26 protein-coding genes are annotated in these 16556 nt (G+C 42.7%); 21 read left to right on the top strand and 5 right to left on the bottom strand.

The window, feature by feature from the left end; all coding sequences use genetic code 11:
• The first annotated feature begins 6 nt into the window (after positions 1-6).
• The 15 genes from rpsH (at position 7) to AC5JQI_RS18170 (ending at position 7850) form a co-directional block, all read left to right on the top strand.
• Positions 7-399 (top strand): 30S ribosomal protein S8, encoded by a 393-nt coding sequence (rpsH, locus tag AC5JQI_RS18240; RefSeq protein WP_069317328.1) that lies wholly within the window; start codon positions 7-9, stop codon positions 397-399.
• Positions 400-413: 14 nt separating this feature from the next.
• The gene (gene rplF, locus AC5JQI_RS18235) at positions 414-947 is read left to right on the top strand and encodes a 50S ribosomal protein L6 (protein WP_237387668.1); all 534 of its coding nucleotides are present in this window, start codon (positions 414-416) and stop codon (positions 945-947) included.
• Positions 948-956: 9 nt separating this feature from the next.
• Positions 957-1310, top strand: coding sequence for a 50S ribosomal protein L18 (gene rplR / locus AC5JQI_RS18230; RefSeq protein ID WP_092553280.1), 354 nt, complete (start codon positions 957-959; stop codon positions 1308-1310).
• Positions 1311-1324: 14 nt separating this feature from the next.
• A complete protein-coding gene (gene rpsE, locus AC5JQI_RS18225) occupies positions 1325-1825 on the top strand; it encodes a 30S ribosomal protein S5 (protein ID WP_092553277.1) in 501 nt (166 codons plus the stop codon).
• Positions 1826-1830: 5 nt separating this feature from the next.
• Positions 1831-2010, top strand: a complete 180-nt coding sequence (gene rpmD / locus AC5JQI_RS18220) for a 50S ribosomal protein L30 (RefSeq protein WP_045968059.1) — start codon at positions 1831-1833, stop codon at positions 2008-2010.
• Positions 2011-2013: 3 nt separating this feature from the next.
• A complete protein-coding gene (gene rplO, locus AC5JQI_RS18215) occupies positions 2014-2448 on the top strand; it encodes a 50S ribosomal protein L15 (RefSeq protein ID WP_237387667.1) in 435 nt (144 codons plus the stop codon).
• Positions 2449-2455: 7 nt separating this feature from the next.
• Positions 2456-3787 (top strand): preprotein translocase subunit SecY, encoded by a 1332-nt coding sequence (secY, locus tag AC5JQI_RS18210; protein WP_010847496.1) that lies wholly within the window; start codon positions 2456-2458, stop codon positions 3785-3787.
• Positions 3788-3818: 31 nt separating this feature from the next.
• Positions 3819-3935 (top strand): 50S ribosomal protein L36, encoded by a 117-nt coding sequence (gene rpmJ, locus AC5JQI_RS18205; RefSeq protein ID WP_012768118.1) that lies wholly within the window; start codon positions 3819-3821, stop codon positions 3933-3935.
• Between the two features lie 147 nt (positions 3936-4082).
• A complete protein-coding gene (gene rpsM, locus AC5JQI_RS18200; protein WP_237387666.1) occupies positions 4083-4439 on the top strand; it encodes a 30S ribosomal protein S13 in 357 nt (118 codons plus the stop codon).
• 15 nt (positions 4440-4454) lie between these two features.
• Complete coding sequence (gene rpsK / locus AC5JQI_RS18195; protein WP_002919257.1) at positions 4455-4844, top strand: 30S ribosomal protein S11; 390 nt, start codon at positions 4455-4457, stop codon at positions 4842-4844.
• A 35-nt stretch (positions 4845-4879) separates the two neighbouring features.
• Positions 4880-5500 (top strand): 30S ribosomal protein S4, encoded by a 621-nt coding sequence (gene rpsD, locus AC5JQI_RS18190; RefSeq protein WP_069317323.1) that lies wholly within the window; start codon positions 4880-4882, stop codon positions 5498-5500.
• Positions 5501-5525: 25 nt separating this feature from the next.
• Positions 5526-6515, top strand: a complete 990-nt coding sequence (locus AC5JQI_RS18185; RefSeq protein ID WP_038269634.1) for a DNA-directed RNA polymerase subunit alpha — start codon at positions 5526-5528, stop codon at positions 6513-6515.
• Positions 6516-6555: 40 nt separating this feature from the next.
• Positions 6556-6948, top strand: a complete 393-nt coding sequence (rplQ, locus tag AC5JQI_RS18180; RefSeq protein ID WP_010847501.1) for a 50S ribosomal protein L17 — start codon at positions 6556-6558, stop codon at positions 6946-6948.
• 179 nt (positions 6949-7127) lie between these two features.
• Positions 7128-7541 (top strand): Zn(2+)-responsive transcriptional regulator, encoded by a 414-nt coding sequence (zntR, locus tag AC5JQI_RS18175; RefSeq protein ID WP_237387665.1) that lies wholly within the window; start codon positions 7128-7130, stop codon positions 7539-7541.
• 108 nt (positions 7542-7649) lie between these two features.
• On the top strand, positions 7650-7850 hold the full coding sequence (locus AC5JQI_RS18170; protein ID WP_323855496.1) for an alternative ribosome-rescue factor A: 201 nt from the start codon (positions 7650-7652) through the stop codon (positions 7848-7850).
• Between the two features lie 34 nt (positions 7851-7884).
• Here AC5JQI_RS18170 and trkA read toward each other — a convergent pair whose 3' ends face one another.
• From trkA to def, 4 genes are all read right to left on the bottom strand, one after another.
• Entirely contained in the window at positions 7885-9261 is a 1377-nt protein-coding gene (gene trkA, locus AC5JQI_RS18165) for a Trk system potassium transporter TrkA (protein WP_237387663.1), read from the bottom strand.
• Positions 9262-9355: 94 nt separating this feature from the next.
• Entirely contained in the window at positions 9356-10645 is a 1290-nt protein-coding gene (rsmB, locus tag AC5JQI_RS18160; RefSeq protein ID WP_493913180.1) for a 16S rRNA (cytosine(967)-C(5))-methyltransferase RsmB, read from the bottom strand.
• Between the two features lie 86 nt (positions 10646-10731).
• Positions 10732-11679, bottom strand: a complete 948-nt coding sequence (gene fmt, locus AC5JQI_RS18155) for a methionyl-tRNA formyltransferase (RefSeq protein WP_493913179.1) — start codon at positions 11677-11679, stop codon at positions 10732-10734.
• 24 nt (positions 11680-11703) lie between these two features.
• Positions 11704-12216: a peptide deformylase gene (def, locus tag AC5JQI_RS18150; protein WP_237387660.1), complete on the bottom strand. Its 513-nt coding sequence runs from the start codon at positions 12214-12216 to the stop codon at positions 11704-11706.
• Between the two features lie 132 nt (positions 12217-12348).
• On the opposite strand from def, the gene dprA reads away from it, so the two are divergent.
• From dprA to AC5JQI_RS18125, 5 genes are all read left to right on the top strand, one after another.
• The gene (gene dprA / locus AC5JQI_RS18145; RefSeq protein WP_493913178.1) at positions 12349-13434 is read left to right on the top strand and encodes a DNA-protecting protein DprA; all 1086 of its coding nucleotides are present in this window, start codon (positions 12349-12351) and stop codon (positions 13432-13434) included.
• Between the two features lie 63 nt (positions 13435-13497).
• Positions 13498-14058, top strand: a complete 561-nt coding sequence (locus tag AC5JQI_RS18140) for a DNA topoisomerase family protein (RefSeq protein ID WP_493913177.1) — start codon at positions 13498-13500, stop codon at positions 14056-14058.
• Positions 14051-14620, top strand: a complete 570-nt coding sequence (gene tsaC, locus AC5JQI_RS18135; RefSeq protein WP_493913176.1) for an L-threonylcarbamoyladenylate synthase type 1 TsaC — start codon at positions 14051-14053, stop codon at positions 14618-14620. The genes AC5JQI_RS18140 and tsaC overlap by 8 nt, the downstream gene beginning before the upstream one ends.
• 6 nt (positions 14621-14626) lie before the next feature.
• Entirely contained in the window at positions 14627-15445 is an 819-nt protein-coding gene (gene aroE, locus AC5JQI_RS18130) for a shikimate dehydrogenase (RefSeq protein WP_493913175.1), read from the top strand.
• Entirely contained in the window at positions 15442-15711 is a 270-nt protein-coding gene (locus tag AC5JQI_RS18125) for a DUF1488 family protein (protein WP_237387655.1), read from the top strand. The genes aroE and AC5JQI_RS18125 overlap by 4 nt, the downstream gene beginning before the upstream one ends.
• Here AC5JQI_RS18125 and AC5JQI_RS18120 read toward each other — a convergent pair.
• Positions 15681-16232, bottom strand: coding sequence for a gamma carbonic anhydrase family protein (locus AC5JQI_RS18120; RefSeq protein ID WP_323855505.1), 552 nt, complete (start codon positions 16230-16232; stop codon positions 15681-15683). The two genes, AC5JQI_RS18125 and AC5JQI_RS18120, sit on opposite strands and share 31 nt — an antisense overlap.
• A 67-nt stretch (positions 16233-16299) precedes the next feature.
• On the opposite strand from AC5JQI_RS18120, the gene AC5JQI_RS18115 reads away from it, so the two are divergent.
• Complete coding sequence (locus tag AC5JQI_RS18115; protein WP_493913174.1) at positions 16300-16497, top strand: hypothetical protein; 198 nt, start codon at positions 16300-16302, stop codon at positions 16495-16497.
• Positions 16498-16556 lie beyond the last annotated feature (59 nt).

Raw genomic sequence — 16556 nt, 5'->3', positions numbered from 1 at the left:
AGACAGATGAGCATGCAAGATCCGATCGCGGATATGCTGACCCGTATCCGTAACGGTCAGGCCGCGAATAAAGTTGCGGTCACCATGCCTTCCTCCAAGCTGAAAGTGGCGATTGCCAACGTGCTGAAGGAAGAAGGTTATATTGAAGATTTTAAAATCGAAGGCGACATCAAGCCAGAACTGGAAGTGACACTGAAATACTTCCAAGGTAAGGCTGTTGTAGAAAGCATCCAGCGTGTAAGCCGCCCAAGTCTGCGCATCTATAAGAAAAAAGATGAGCTGCCACAAGTTATGGCTGGTTTGGGTATCGCTGTTGTTTCTACCTCTAAAGGTGTTATGACTGATCGTGCAGCTCGCCAAGCTGGTCTTGGTGGCGAGATTCTCTGCTACGTAGCTTAATTCGGGAGGAAAGAATGTCTCGTGTTGCAAAAGCACCCGTCGTCATTCCTGCCGGCGTAGAGGTTAAACTCAACGGTCAGGTTATTTCGATTAAGGGTAAAAACGGCGAATTAAGTCGTGAAATCCACAACGCAGTTGAAGTTACACATGCGGATAACCAACTGACTTTCGCTCCACGCGAAGGCTTTGCAGATGCTTGGGCTCAGGCAGGTACAACTCGTTCTCTGCTGAATGCAATGGTTATCGGTGTTAACGAAGGTTTCACTAAGAAGCTTCAACTGGTGGGTGTTGGTTACCGTGCAGCAGTTAAAGGCAACGCAGTTAGCTTGTCTTTAGGCTTCTCGCATCCGGTCGAGCATCAACTGCCAGTAGGCATCACTGCGGAATGCCCATCACAAACTGAAATCGTACTGAAAGGTGCCGATAAGCAGGTGATTGGTCAAGTTGCGGCAGATCTGCGTGCCTATCGTCGTCCTGAGCCATATAAAGGCAAGGGTGTTCGTTACGCCGATGAAGTCGTGCGTACCAAAGAGGCTAAGAAGAAGTAAGGTAACACTATGGATAAGAAAGCAGCTCGTATCCGTCGTGCGACCCGCGCACGCCGCAAGCTCCAGGAACTGGGTGCAACTCGCCTGGTGGTACATCGTACCCCTCGCCATATTTATGCGCAGGTTATCGCACCAAATGGTTCTGAAACTCTGGTGGCCGCTTCTACAACAGAAAAAGCTATCAGTGAACAACTGAAATTTACTGGAAACAAAGAAGCCGCAGCAGTAGTTGGTAAAATTGTTGCTGAACGTGCTCTGGAAAAAGGTATCATGAATGTATCCTTTGACCGTTCTGGTTTCCAATATCATGGTAGAGTCCAGGCACTGGCAGATGCTGCCCGTGAAGCTGGCCTTCAGTTCTAAGGTAGAGGTGTAAGATGGCTCACATCGAAAAACAAGCTGGCGAACTGCAGGAAAAGCTGATCGCGGTAAACCGCGTATCTAAAACCGTTAAAGGTGGCCGTATTTTCAGCTTTACCGCACTAACTGTAGTTGGTGATGGTAACGGTCGCGTTGGTTTTGGCTACGGTAAAGCACGCGAAGTTCCGGCAGCAATCCAGAAAGCGATGGAAAAAGCACGTCGCAATATGAAAATCGTCGCACTTAACAGCGGCACTTTATACCACCCAGTGAAAGGCTCTCACACCGGTTCTCGCGTGTTCATGCAGCCTGCTCACGAAGGTACAGGTATCATCGCCGGTGGTGCGATGCGTGCTGTTCTGGAAGTGGCTGGAGTTCGTAACGTTCTGGCTAAAACCTACGGTTCCACTAACCCGATCAACGTGGTTCGTGCAACTCTGGACGCTTTGGACAGCATGAAGTCTCCAGAAATGGTCGCAGCTAAGCGTGGCAAATCCGTCGAAGAAATTCTGGGGTAATGACCATGGCTAAGACTATTAAAATCACTCAAGTTCGCAGCTCAATTGGTCGTTTGCCTAAACACAAGGCAACTCTGACTGGCTTAGGTCTGCGTCGCATTGGTCATACTGTTGAACGTGAAGATACACCAGCTATTCGCGGTATGGTCAACTTGGTTTCCTATATGGTTAAAGTTGAGGAGTAACAGATGCGCTTAAATACTCTGTCTCCGGCTGAAGGTGCCAAGCACGCGTCTAAACGTGTAGGTCGTGGTATCGGCTCTGGTCTGGGTAAAACTGGCGGTCGTGGTCACAAAGGTCAGAAGTCTCGTTCTGGCGGTGGCGTTCGTCGCGGTTTCGAAGGCGGTCAGATGCCTTTGTATCGTCGTTTGCCAAAATTTGGTTTCACTTCACGTAAGGCAATGATCACTGCAGAAATTCGTCTGTCTGATTTTGCTCATGTTGAAGGCGATGTAATCGATCTGAATGCACTGAAAGCTGCTAACATTATTGGCCCTCAAATTGAATTCGCTAAAATAATGCTTTCTGGCGAAGTTAATCGTGCAGTAACTGTGCGTGGCTTGCGTGTTACTAAAGGCGCCCGCGCTGCAATTGAAGCTGCTGGCGGTAAAATTGAGGAATAAGTAACAGATGGCTAAACAACCAGGATTAGATTTTCAAAGTGCCAAAGGCGGATTAGGCGAGTTAAAACGCAGACTTTTGTTTGTCATTGGCGCTCTAATTGTTTTCCGTATTGGTTCTTTTATTCCAATCCCTGGTATTGATGCCGCTGTGCTTGCCAAATTGCTCGAGCAGCAAAGAGGCACCATCATTGAAATGTTTAATATGTTCTCTGGTGGTGCTTTAAGCCGTGCTTCTATCTTTGCACTGGGTATAATGCCGTATATTTCTGCATCTATCATTATCCAGTTGCTAACCGTTGTTAATCCTCGTTTAGCAGAGATTAAGAAGGAAGGGGAAGCTGGTCGTCGTAAGATTAGTCAGTACACCCGTTATGGCACATTAGTGCTGGCAATATTCCAGTCAATCGGTATTGCTACTGGGTTGCCGAATATGCCTGGAATGCAAGGGTTAGTTATTAATCCTGGTTTTGCATTCTATTTCACGGCTGTTGTAAGTCTGGTCACAGGAACTATGTTCTTGATGTGGCTAGGTGAGCAGATTACTGAACGAGGTATCGGAAACGGTATTTCAATCATAATCTTTGCTGGTATCGTTGCGGGTTTACCGCCTGCAATTGGTCACACCATCGAGCAAGCTCGGCAAGGCGATCTGCACTTCCTCCTGTTGCTGTTGGTTGCAGTATTAGTGTTTGCCGTGACTTTCTTCGTTGTTTTCATGGAGCGTGGTCAACGTCGTATCGTTGTTAACTATGCTAAACGTCAACAAGGTCGTAAAGTTTTCGCGGCGCAAAGTACGCATTTACCGTTGAAAGTGAATATGGCTGGGGTTATCCCCGCAATTTTTGCTTCCAGTATTATTTTGTTCCCTGGTACCATAGCCTCTTGGTTTGGTGGAGGTACAGGCTGGAACTGGTTGACAACTATTTCTATGTATTTGCAGCCAGGTCAACCGCTTTATGTGTTATTATACGCATCTGCAATCATCTTCTTCTGTTTCTTCTATACGGCTTTGGTATTCAATCCAAGAGAAACAGCAGATAACCTGAAGAAGTCCGGTGCATTCGTACCAGGAATTCGTCCGGGAGAGCAAACGGCTAGGTATATCGATAAAGTAATGACTCGTCTAACCTTAGTTGGTGCGTTATATATTACTTTTATCTGCTTAATCCCGGAGTTCATGCGTGACGCGATGAAAGTTCCATTCTATTTTGGTGGTACTTCCCTACTGATTGTAGTTGTCGTTATCATGGACTTTATGGCTCAAGTGCAAACTCTAATGATGTCGAGTCAGTATGAGTCTGCATTGAAGAAGGCAAACCTGAAAGGATATAACCGCTAATGGTTTGCTTGAGAAGTTACGGAGAGTAAAAATGAAAGTTCGTGCTTCCGTCAAGAAATTATGCCGCAACTGCAAAATAGTTAAACGTAACGGTATCGTTCGTGTAATTTGCAGTGCAGAGCCTAAGCATAAACAGCGCCAAGGCTAATTAATCGCATATTTTTCTTGCAAAGTTGGGTTGAGCTGGCTAAATTAGCCAGCCAATCTTTTTATCTGACAGCAACATTATTTGAGTATCCTGAAAACGGGCTTTTCAGAATGGTGTTGCGGTGAATAAATATTGTAGGAGTGCATAGTGGCCCGTATAGCAGGCATTAACATTCCTGATCAGAAACATACCGTAATCGCGTTAACCTCGATTTACGGTATCGGCAAAACCCGTTCACAGGCTATCTGTGAAGCAACAGGTATTGCTGAAAATGTTAAGATCAGTGAGCTGTCTGAAGAGCAAATTGACAAGCTGCGTGACGAAGTTGCTAAATACGTTGTAGAAGGTGATTTGCGTCGTGAAGTAACCCTGAGTATCAAACGTCTGATGGATCTTGGTTGCTATCGTGGTTTGCGTCATCGTCGTGGTCTGCCAGTTCGCGGTCAGCGTACTAAGACCAATGCACGTACCCGTAAGGGTCCGCGTAAACCGATCAAGAAATAATCGGGGTATTGAATAATGGCAAAAGCACCTATTCGTGCACGTAAGCGTGTAAGAAAACAAGTCTCTGACGGTGTGGCTCATATCCATGCTTCTTTCAACAACACCATCGTTACTATTACTGATCGTCAGGGTAATGCGCTGGGTTGGGCAACTGCCGGTGGTTCCGGTTTCCGTGGTTCTCGTAAATCTACTCCGTTCGCGGCTCAGGTTGCAGCAGAACGCTGTGCTGAAGCAGTAAAAGAATACGGAATTAAGAACCTGGAAGTTATGGTTAAAGGACCTGGTCCTGGCCGTGAGTCGACTATCCGCGCATTAAATGCGGCTGGTTTCCGCATCACTAATATTACTGATGTGACTCCGATTCCTCATAACGGTTGTCGCCCACCGAAAAAACGTCGCGTTTAATACGTTTTCGTTTTTAGGATTGTTGGAGAAAGAAAATGGCAAGATATTTGGGTCCTAAGCTCAAGCTGAGCCGTCGCGAGGGTACAGACCTTTTCCTGAAGTCTGGCGTTCGCGCGATTGACACCAAGTGTAAATTAGAACAAGCACCAGGACAGCATGGCGCACGCAAACCGCGTCTGTCTGACTATGGTGTACAGTTACGTGAGAAACAAAAAGTTCGTCGTATTTACGGTGTTCTGGAACGTCAATTCCGTAACTATTATAAAGAAGCGACTCGTCTGAAAGGCAACACAGGTGAAAACCTGCTGAATTTGCTGGAAAGTCGCTTGGATAACGTCGTTTATCGTATGGGCTTTGGCGCGACTCGTGCTGAATCACGTCAAATGGTAAGCCATAAGGCTATCATGGTAAATGGTCGCGTTGTTAACATCGCTTCTTATCAGGTATCCCCGAATGACGTAGTCAGCGTTCGTGAAAAAGCGAAGAAGCAGGCTCGCATTAAAGCAGCCTTAGAGCTGGCTGAGCAGCGTGAGAAACCAACTTGGTTGGAAGTTGATGCTGCGAAGATGGAAGGTATGTTCAAGCGTATTCCTGAGCGTACTGATCTATCCGCTGACATTAACGAACACCTGATCGTCGAGCTTTACTCTAAGTAAAGCTTAGCACCAAAGAGAGGACACAATGCAGGGTTCTGTGACAGAGTTTCTAAAACCGCGCCTGGTAGATATCGAGCAAGTCAGTTCGACGCACGCCAAGGTGACCCTTGAGCCATTAGAGCGTGGCTTTGGCCATACTCTTGGCAACGCACTGCGCCGTATTCTGCTTTCGTCTATGCCGGGTTGTGCGGTGACTGAGGTTGAGATTGATGGTGTACTGCATGAGTACAGCACCAAAGAAGGTGTACAGGAAGATATCCTGGAGATTCTCCTCAATCTGAAAGGGCTGGCGGTGAAAGTTCAGGGTAAAGATGAAGTTATCCTTACCTTGAATAAATCTGGCATTGGCCCTGTGACTGCAGCCGACATCATCCATGATGGTGATGTCGAAATCGTCAAGCCGCAGCACGTAATCTGCCATCTGACTGACGAAAGCGCTTCCATTAGCATGCGTATTAAAGTTCAGCGCGGTCGAGGTTATGTGCCGGCTTCTGCCCGAATTCATTCGGAAGAAGATGAGCGTCCTATCGGTCGTTTGTTAGTAGATGCTTGCTATAGCCCAGTAGAGCGTATTGCCTACAATGTTGAAGCAGCTCGTGTAGAACAGCGTACTGACTTGGATAAGCTGGTTATCGAGATGGAGACTAACGGTACAATCGATCCTGAAGAGGCGATTCGCCGTGCAGCTACCATTCTGGCTGAACAACTGGAAGCTTTTGTTGATTTACGTGATGTACGTCAACCGGAAGTTAAAGAAGAGAAGCCAGAGTTTGATCCGATCCTGCTGCGCCCTGTTGACGATCTGGAATTGACTGTCCGCTCTGCTAACTGCCTTAAAGCAGAAGCTATCCACTACATCGGTGATCTGGTACAGCGTACCGAAGTTGAGTTACTTAAGACACCTAACTTGGGTAAAAAATCTCTTACTGAGATTAAAGACGTACTGGCTTCACGGGGACTTTCTCTGGGCATGCGTCTGGAAAACTGGCCACCGGCAAGTATTGCTGATGAATAACTAGATCACAGGTTAAGGTTTTACTGAGAAGGATAAGGTCATGCGCCATCGTAAGAGTGGTCGTCAATTGAACCGCAACAGCAGCCATCGCCAAGCTATGTTCCGCAACATGGCAGGTTCTTTGGTTCGTCATGAAATCATCAAGACGACTCTGCCTAAAGCGAAAGAACTGCGTCGCGTCGTTGAGCCGCTGATTACTCTTGCCAAGACCGACAGCGTAGCTAATCGTCGTCTGGCATTCGCCCGTACTCGTGATAACGAGATCGTGGCAAAACTGTTTAATGAACTGGGTCCGCGTTTTGCGAGCCGCGCTGGTGGTTACACTCGTATTTTGAAGTGTGGCTTCCGTGCTGGTGACAATGCACCGATGGCATACATCGAGCTTGTTGACCGCGCAGCTGAGTCTCAGACAGAAGCAGCATCTGCAGAGTAATCTGTAGAAGCGTAAAAGACCGGGTATTATCCCGGTTTTTTACTGCTCTTTAATTTTCTTCCTACATAATCTTCATCTTATTTTTCATTGAATAATCTGCAAATTTATCCTGTACGAGTGATCTCTTAATCTATTCTGATAGTATTGTTCTTACTTTCTATTCGATGGAGATATCTCATATGTATCGTATTGGTCAGTTGGCTAAATTAACAAGTGTTACACCTGATACTATCCGCTTTTATGAAAAGCAGGGCTTAATGCTCCATGGAGAAAGAACAGAGGGAGGTTATAGACTTTATACGGAACAAGACTTACAGAGATTGCGTTTTATCCGTTATGCAAAACAATTGGGTTTCACACTGGAAGCAATTATGGAATTATTGTCAATCAGAGTAGATCCCGAACACCACACATGTCAAGAATCGAAACAAATCGTTGATTCAAGATTGCAGGAAATTGAAAAAAAACTGTTGGAAATGCAAAAAATGCGTGATTCTCTGAAAATGCTGAGTGACGCGTGCTGTGGTAGTACGCATGTCAGCACATATTGTTCGATATTGGAGATTTTAGAAGAGGGAGCAACGAATAAATAATTTTTCTTTATTATTCTGTATGCTGAGAGTACAATTTGGCTGTTTATGATCAGTTAACGATCTGAACAACTTAATAATTTTATTAATCAATTACTTTTAGAGGCTATTATGACAACATATCGCCATAGAAAAGGCATTATTAAAGATAACGCTATAGAAGCTCTCCTGCACGATCCTTTATTTAGACAGAGAGTAGAAAAAAATAAGAAAGGTAAAGGAAGTTATAGCCGCAACGCTAAACATGGCAAAAGCGGTGGTTGGGAGGCCAATGATAATAATTTTCTCAAGTTGTTATCATTGGCCTTCTAACTTATTAAGTAAACTATGTTTAACGTGGATATTTTTAAAGGAAGAAAGGGCTAGGCTGGAAAAGTTTTTCCACTTCAGGAACGAATTTTTTATCAGTAATAAACATAATTACATGGTCACCTTGTTGAATGATACTGTAATCATTGGCAATAATGACTTCTTCACTACGGACAATCGCACCAATTGTTGTTCCAGATGGTAGTTTGATATCCCTTATCTTACGCCCAACTACTTTTGATGTATGTTCGTCACCGTGAGCTATCGCTTCGATAGCTTCAGCGACTCCTCGCCTTAATGAAAACACACTGACAATATCCGCTTTACGAACATGACCAAGTAATGCTGATACCGTAGCTTGCTGCGGGGAAATAGCAATATCAATGACCCCACCTTGTACTAAATCGACATATGCACTACGTTGAATAAGAACCATTGCTTTTTTGGCTCCCATTCGTTTTGCAAGCATGGCTGACATAATATTGGCTTCATCGTCATTTGTTAATGCAATAAAAACATCAACTTGTTCAATGTGTTCTTCAGCGAGTAATTCTTGGTCTGAAGCATCCCCATAAAACACAATGGTATTGTGCAATATTTCTGCTAGTTCTATAGCCCTTTCTTGGTTGTGCTCAATTAGCTTGACACTATAATCCTGCTCAAGCCGTAAGGCTAAGCCAGCTCCAACATTGCCTCCACCAACTATCATTATGCGCTTATACGGTTTTTCAAGTCGTTGCAATTCACTCATTACAGCCCTGATATGTTGTGATGCTGCAACAAAGAATACTTCATCTCCTGCTTCAATAATTGTCGAACCTTGTGGCCTGATTGGGTGGTCTTGACGAAATATTGCGGCAACTTTGCTATCAATATGTGGCATATGCTCTCGGAGTGATGATAAAGCATTACCAACTAAAGAGCCGCCATAATAGGCCTTGACTGCCACAATACTGACACGATCTTCTGCAAAATTAACGACTTGTAATGCACCAGGGTATTGAATCAATTTATAGATATAGTCAATTACCAATTGCTCAGGAGATATTAGATAATCAATAGGAATATCATCAGGCTGAAACAACTTTTCTGATTCTCGAATATACTCTGACGACCGTATCCTAGCGACTTTATTGGGTGTATTAAATAAAGAGTAAGCAATTTGACATGCGATCATATTGGTTTCATCTGAGTTTGTGACAGCTACCAGCATATCAGCGTCCTCAGCCCCTGCTTCCCTTAATACTCTGGGATGGGAGCCATGACCATTTACAACTCTGAGATCGAATTTATCCTGTAATTGGCGCAAACGATCTGTATCGGTATCAACGACAGTAATATCATTGTTTTCATCAACCAAATTCTCGGCTAATGTTCCACCAACTTGGCCTGCCCCCAGAATAATTATCTTCATAGCATTCTCTTCTTGATTCGAAGCCGTCTTCCTAATCTTGCTATTTTAGCAAAATTATCAAATCTTCCCGTTCATTTGGAACGAGAGAGGAATATTATTGCTTAGTTAGTCGAGCATAAAAGAAACCATCACCACCTGCTGCTTCTGGGATTATTTGTGTTCCTGATTTTTCGTGAATTTTTGTTTCTGGTAATTGAGCATCAGAATGACGCTCCAAAAATGATTGAATTTGCTCGCTATTTTCTTGAGGTAAGATTGAACAAGTTGCATAAACCAGAGTGCCATTTTTCTTTAAATATGGCCATACAGCATCAAGAATTTCAGATTGTAATGTAACTAATTGATCAATATCCTCATTGCGGCGTAGCCATTTTATATCAGGATGGCGGCGAATAACTCCTGTGGCAGAACATGGTGCATCTAGGAGAATACGATCAAATTGCTCACCTGCAGCCCATTCATGTGGAAGACGACCATCACCTGTTTTTACAACAGCATGTAAATTGAGTCGTTGTAAATTTTCTTTTACTCGTTTAACTCGTTGTTCATCAATATCGATAGCGAGAACCTTAGATTTTGGCGCTATTTCGAGAATATGGGTAGTTTTTCCACCAGGTGCAGCACAAAGATCTAATATAGATTCCCCGTTACATGGACTTAATAGTTCAGCACATCCCTGAGCAGAGCGATCCTGAATAGTTACCCATCCTTGATCAAACCCAGGTAGATAATTTACGGGGCAGGGATTTAGCAAACGAATGGCACTAGGATGATCTGTATCTAGTTCTGCTTCTATGTTAACGTTTTCTAATAAAGCGATATATTCATTAGCTGTATGATGAAGTTGGTTTACTCGTAACCACATAGGCGGTTTTTGGTTATTCGCATCGACTATAGTTTGCCAGTTTTGCGGATAAGCCTTTTGAATACGTTCTAGCAGCCACTTAGGATGTAAGTATTGACTGATATGACTATTTGCGCGTTCGACTAATTCTTGCTGTTGACGTTGAAATTGGCGAAGAACACCATTGATTAACCCTTTTAACTGTGGTCGTTTTAAGTTAATCGCTCCATTAACAGTTTCCGCAAGTGCCGCATGCGCAGGTATGCGAGTATAAATAAGCTGATATATTCCAACCATGATCAGGTAGTGGAAAATACGTTGTTTTCCTTTTAATGGTTTTGTCATTAGTTGACTAATAAACCACTCAAGCTGAGGTAATACTCTCATAATGCCAAAACAGAGTTCTTGGAGTAGAGTTTTATCTTTGTCAGAAACTTTTTGCTGGAGTTCTGGGATAACGGTGCTGAGAGATTGCCCTTGCTCCAGCACTTGAGTGATCGCTTTTGCAGCGATGCTTCGCAAGTTATATGTGTTTTTCATGATATGGTCAAAAAAGCTGATTGTTGCCTGTAGAATTAAAAATAGGAAGAAGCCCGTATGCTAAAAGCATACGGACAAAATTAATATCAGTTAATTTTGCTACCAGATGTAAACCATTCACGCCTGGAGTTTAAGAGGTCGGCTGCTGACATTGCTTTTTTACCAGGCGGTTGTAACTGAGTAATATTTAATATTCCATCTACAGTTGCAACTTGAATACCTTTTTTATCTGCTCTAATAATTGTTCCGGGAGCTTGAGTTGTTTTCTCTGTGATAACTGCTGCTTGCCAAATTTTAATAGGTTGATCATCGATTAAGAAGTAACTCATGGGCCAAGGATTGAAAGCTCGAATGCAACGTTCAAGTTGGATCGCTGGCAAATTCCAATCTACTTTTGCTTCATCCTTGCTTAGTTTTTCAGCGTAGGTTGCAAGAGTGTTATCCTGAATTTCAGGCTGATATTTTCCCGATATGATTAAATTTAAGGTATTTAGTAAAGCTTCAGGACCAATATCAGCAAGTTTTTCGTACAAACTGGCGCTGGTATCTTCTTTTGTAATTGGACAAACCGCCTTCAGTAGCATACTACCAGTATCAAGCCTCGCATCCATTTGCATGATTGTGATACCAGTTTCTTGGTCTCCAGCCCAAATTGAGCGCTGAATAGGTGCAGCTCCACGCCAGCGAGGTAACAAAGATCCGTGAACATTCAGGCATCCCAGACGTGGTATATCTAAAATAGCTTGGGGAAGAATCAATCCATATGCAACAACGATCATAATATCGGCTTGTTGCTCCATGAGCCACCGTTGGCTTTCTTCTGTTCGTAAGGTTTTTGGCTGAAAAACCGGAATACTTTGTTCTTCAGCCAATACCTTTACAGGACTTGGTGTCAGTTTTTTACCTCTTCCTGCCGGTTTGTCTGGTAGAGTGAGAACTCCGACAACGTTGTGTTGAGAGTTTAATAGAGCAGCCAAATGGTGAGCCGCGAAATCAGGGGTTCCGGCAAAAATAATACGTAAAGAATCAGACACTGTTATTTCCTGCAATGATAGAATTTATTTGTTCTTGGCTCTTAGTCGGTCAATTTTTTCAACTTTCTGGCGGATACGTTGGCGTTTCAACGGCGATAAATAATCGACAAAAAGTTTACCAACCAAGTGATCCATTTCATGTTGAATACAAATTGCGAGCAGACCATCGGCTTCCAATTCAAATAGCTGACCGTGATAATCCAACGCCTTAATTTTGACTTGTTCAAAACGAGGTACAAACCCACGTTGTTCAGGAACAGATAGGCAACCTTCTTCTATTCCTGTTTCACCAGATTCATTGACCAATTCTGGATTAATCAGCACAAGACGCTGTTCGCGATTTTCAGAGACATCAATGACAATAATTCTTTGATGAATGTCGACTTGTGTTGCTGCTAAGCCAATGCCTTCTTCTGCATACATCGTTTCAAACATATCATCAATGATACGCTGGATTTTTGCATCGACTTTTTCTACTGGCTTTGCAATAGTGCGAAGTCGCTCGTCTGGATAATGTAATACTTGTAAAACTGACATATATGTTTAGAACTGCATCCAAAAAGTGAGTGATAATGAGTGCCTATTCTAGACATTTCCCGTTTAGATTGACAGTATTGAACACAAATTAATCATGCTTGTGTTACTCTAAATCAAGTCAGGATGACGATTATGGAAGCGATGGAAATATGGTTGAGAATGAGAATGGTTTCTCACCTTTCAGTAGTAAAGGCAATTCCTATTATGGAGCGTTTGTTGCAAACGAACAATTATAGCGCAGCCTTTCTTAAAGAATGCGGTCTTTCATCTACTCAATGTCTGCAATTTATTAAGGCTAATCCTTCCACGCTAATTTCGTGTTTAAATTGGTTAGGACGGCCGGGTAATCATTTACTGACTTTTTCTCATCCCGCATATCCCCCTTTATTAAAGCAAATACATTCGCCACCTCTTCTGCTTTTTGTTGCAGGTGACATATCAGTTTTGTCCCAAAAACAAATATCAATGGTTGGTAGCAGGGCTGCGACATTCTATGGTGAAAAATGGGGAAAGATATTTGCTGGAGAGCTGTCTAAAAATAATTTGATAATAACTAGTGGGTTGGCAGTTGGTATTGATGGTATTTGTCATCAAGCTGCATTGGATTCAGGAGGAAAAACCATTGCTGTACTTGGAAGTGGTCTTGAAAATATTTATCCCAGTCGGCACCAGTCTTTGTCCCAGCGTATTAAAGAAAGCGGTGCGTTGGTTTCTGAGTTTTTTCCTGACACACCGCCTAAAGCTAAAAATTTCCCAAGACGAAATCGAATTATTAGTGGATTGAGCCTGGCTACTCTTATTGTAGAGGCCCATAAGAATAGCGGATCACTGATTACGGCCCGCTGTGCCCTTGAACAAGGAAGAGATATCTTTGTTCTACCGGGACCATTGGGTGTTCCTTCGAATGAGGGTAATCATTGGTTAATTAAGCAAGGTGCTTATTTGGCAACAAATGTGATGGATATAATGGAACATATTAATATTTCGTTTCAGTGGGTTAGTATCGAAGAAAAAAGAAAAGAAGAAGATAAACAATTTGAACAAACAGAGTTGCCATTTACAGACGTGCTGGTTAACGTAAGTAACGAAGTGACTCCTATTGATGTGATAGCCCAGAGTTCTTCCCTTCCTGTTGCAGAAGTAATGACCAAACTATTAGAGTTGGAACTTATGGGGAAAGTTGCTGCTGTTGCTGGTGGATATGTTTTAACTAATTGATAATAAAGATTTGTTATTTTAATGATATCAATCTCATAGTGGTTGATATTCTGTGGGTGAGATATGTCTAAGAAAGTTCCCTTTACTATAAAAGAAACAGAGTATTGTCCTGAGTGTGGCTCTGAGTTAGTGATCCGCAATGGAACTCATGGCCCATTTTATGCGTGTTCCAGTTACCCATCCTGCCATTATCTTCGTCCTTTAAAAGCTCAGAATGATGGGCATGTGGTTAAGGAATTGGATAGGAAAATATGCCCGAAATGTGGTTTTATTCTGGTTTTACGGCAGGGGCGTTATGGCATGTTCATTAGCTGTAGTCAGTATCCTGAATGTAGTCACACAGAATTGATTGATAAACCTGACGATACATCAATTAGTTGTCCTCAATGCCAGCAGGGAAAATTACTTCAGCGTAAGTCTCGTTTTGGTAAAACATTCCATTCTTGCAATCGCTACCCAGAGTGTCAGTTTACACTCAATAATAAGCCAATTTCAGGAGAATGTATGTTTTGTCACTACCCATTATTAATAGAAAAGCGCACTTCTCAAGGCGTAAAATTAATTTGTGCCAGTAAATTGTGTAGCAAGCAGCAATTCCATGAAATTGAGAGTAAAAATGAGTAACAAAATCGCCCCTGTATTTGATTCAATTGTCACGGCTTTGAAAGAAGAAAAAGTCATTGCCTATCCGACAGAAGCTGTTTTTGGATTGGGCTGTGACCCTGATAGTGAAAATGCTGTACAAGAATTATTAGCATTGAAAAATAGGTCTTGGGAAAAAGGATTAATCCTTATTGCTGATAATTATGGGCGGTTATGTCCTTATATTGATACAGAGCAGCTGAATGATGACCAGAAAGAAACCATATTTTCATTTTGGCCGGGGCCTGTGACATGGGTAATTCCAGCCAAAAAAACGACACCGAAATGGCTGACGGGTAAGTTTTCAACTTTGGCAGTTCGAGTGACGGATCATCCTTTAGTTAATCAACTATGTTCCCTGTATAAAAAACCTCTTGTTTCAACTAGTGCGAATTTAAGTGGATTAGAACCATGCCGGAGTATTGAAGAAGTGCGTCAGCAATTTGGGAACCGTATTCCAGTTCTGGAGGGAGAAGTAGGAGGACGTGAAAATCCATCAGAAATCAGAGATGCTTTAACTGGTAAATTATATCGGCAAGGATAGAAAATAATGGATAAATTCGCGGTTTTTGGTAACCCAATAGCACACAGTAAATCTCCTTATATTCATCGATTATTTGCTGAACAAACAGGAATCGATCATCAATACGGGCGGATACTTGCTCCGATCGAGTGTTTTGAACAGATTTTAGGCTGTTTTTTTGAGCAAGGGGGATTAGGTGGGAATATTACTGTTCCCTTCAAAGAAAGAGCCTATCAGATCTCTGATGAATTGACTGAACGGGCAAGGATTAGTGGAGCAGTTAATACTTTAAAGCGGATTGAGGGAAATCGGCTTCTTGGCGATAATACAGACGGTATAGGTTTGTTGGTGGATTTACAGAGACTTGATTTCCTCTCTCAGGGAAAAAATATTTTAATAATTGGAGCTGGAGGAGCGGCAAAAGGGGTAATATCTCCTTTGTTGTCATTAGGTTGTTCAGTCGCTATAACTAACCGTACCTTTGAGCGGGCACAAATCATCTCGAATAAATTTTCTCAACTAGGCAATATCTGGGCGATTGAAATCGCGTCCCTTACTTCTCCAGATTTTGACGTTATCATTAATGCAACAGCTTCCGGTCTTAATGGACAAGTTCCTGAAATATCACCGTTGGTTTTTCAAAACAATAGCGTCTGTTATGACATGTATTATCAACAAGGACTTACCCCTTTCCTTAATTTTGCTCATAAAAATGGCGCTTCTCGTTTAGCTGATGGTTTAGGCATGTTAGTCGGGCAGGCTGCGTATGCTTTTGAATTGTGGCATGGTGTATTTCCTGAAATAGAGCCTGTTTTATCTGTCTTAAGGAGAGAGTTACACGCATGAACCAATCAATTCAGTTTCCTGACCGTGAAGAGTGGAATGAAATAGAAAATAAGGTGCTATTTCCTGCGATGGTCGATGGTTTGCTGGTGGAGTGTATGATCAGCGCGGATACAATTATTATACGCTATGGTAAATCAAACCACCCACTCGAGCTGTTCCGTCAACATCGCTGGGATCTGGAGGAGGAATTCGAAACAGTTATTTTGAGTGGGAATGATGATCAGCAAGGACGTTATTATTTGCCTTCAGATTGTGCCGATAAATAATTATCTTTCCAGCGAGCGTAATTATTGGCGGAATAAAGTAGCTCTTCCAATTCTTCAGGTTTAAGTTTCCTTACCTGTTTGGCTGGGCTGCCTACATAAAGGTAGCCACTTTCTAATTTTTTCCTTGGAGGAATAAGACTGCCAGCTCCGATGACAACATCATCTTCAACAATTACACCATCAAGTAAAATAGAACCCATACCAACTAATACCCGATTTCCAATTGTACATCCATGCAACATCGCTTTATGGCCTACTGTGACATTTTCACCAATTATGAGAGGAAAACCATTTGGATTATCATGGGATTTATGAGTTACGTGCAAAACAGAGCTATCTTGAATGTTTGTGTGCGAACCAATTGATACATAATTTACATCTCCCCGGATTACTACAAGGGGCCAGATACTGACATCATCTGCCAATCTGACATCACCGATCACTACAGAAGAAGGGTCTAAAAAAACTTTTTGGCCAATTTGAGGATAAAAGTCTAGATATTGGCGTAATACAGTGGACATAAAAACCTCAACAGTAAAAATAAATAACAGTTAATGGAGATGTTATTGAGGAAAAGATCGCCATGCAATGAAAAAGTTTGTTTCAATATTAGTCTGTTCGGGTGGTTTTTATATCGATTGGTGCGAAAAATGTTCGTTTGAAAATAAAATTCAAAAAAACTCTTGTCAGCGGCGGGAAACGCCCTATAATGCGCCACCACTGACCGACGATGCGCTGAGACAGGCCGCGGCGGGAAGTCGGAAAAGAGCGAAAATAAACGCTTGACTCCGGAGGCAAAAAGCGTAAGATACGCAGCCTCGCAACCCGGAAGCCACTTCCCGGTT

The sequence above is a fragment of the Xenorhabdus sp. XBWT genome (assembly GCF_059072735.1).
The sequence above is the reverse complement of the archived record's forward strand: the minus strand, read 5'-3'. Positions and strand labels throughout refer to the sequence as shown.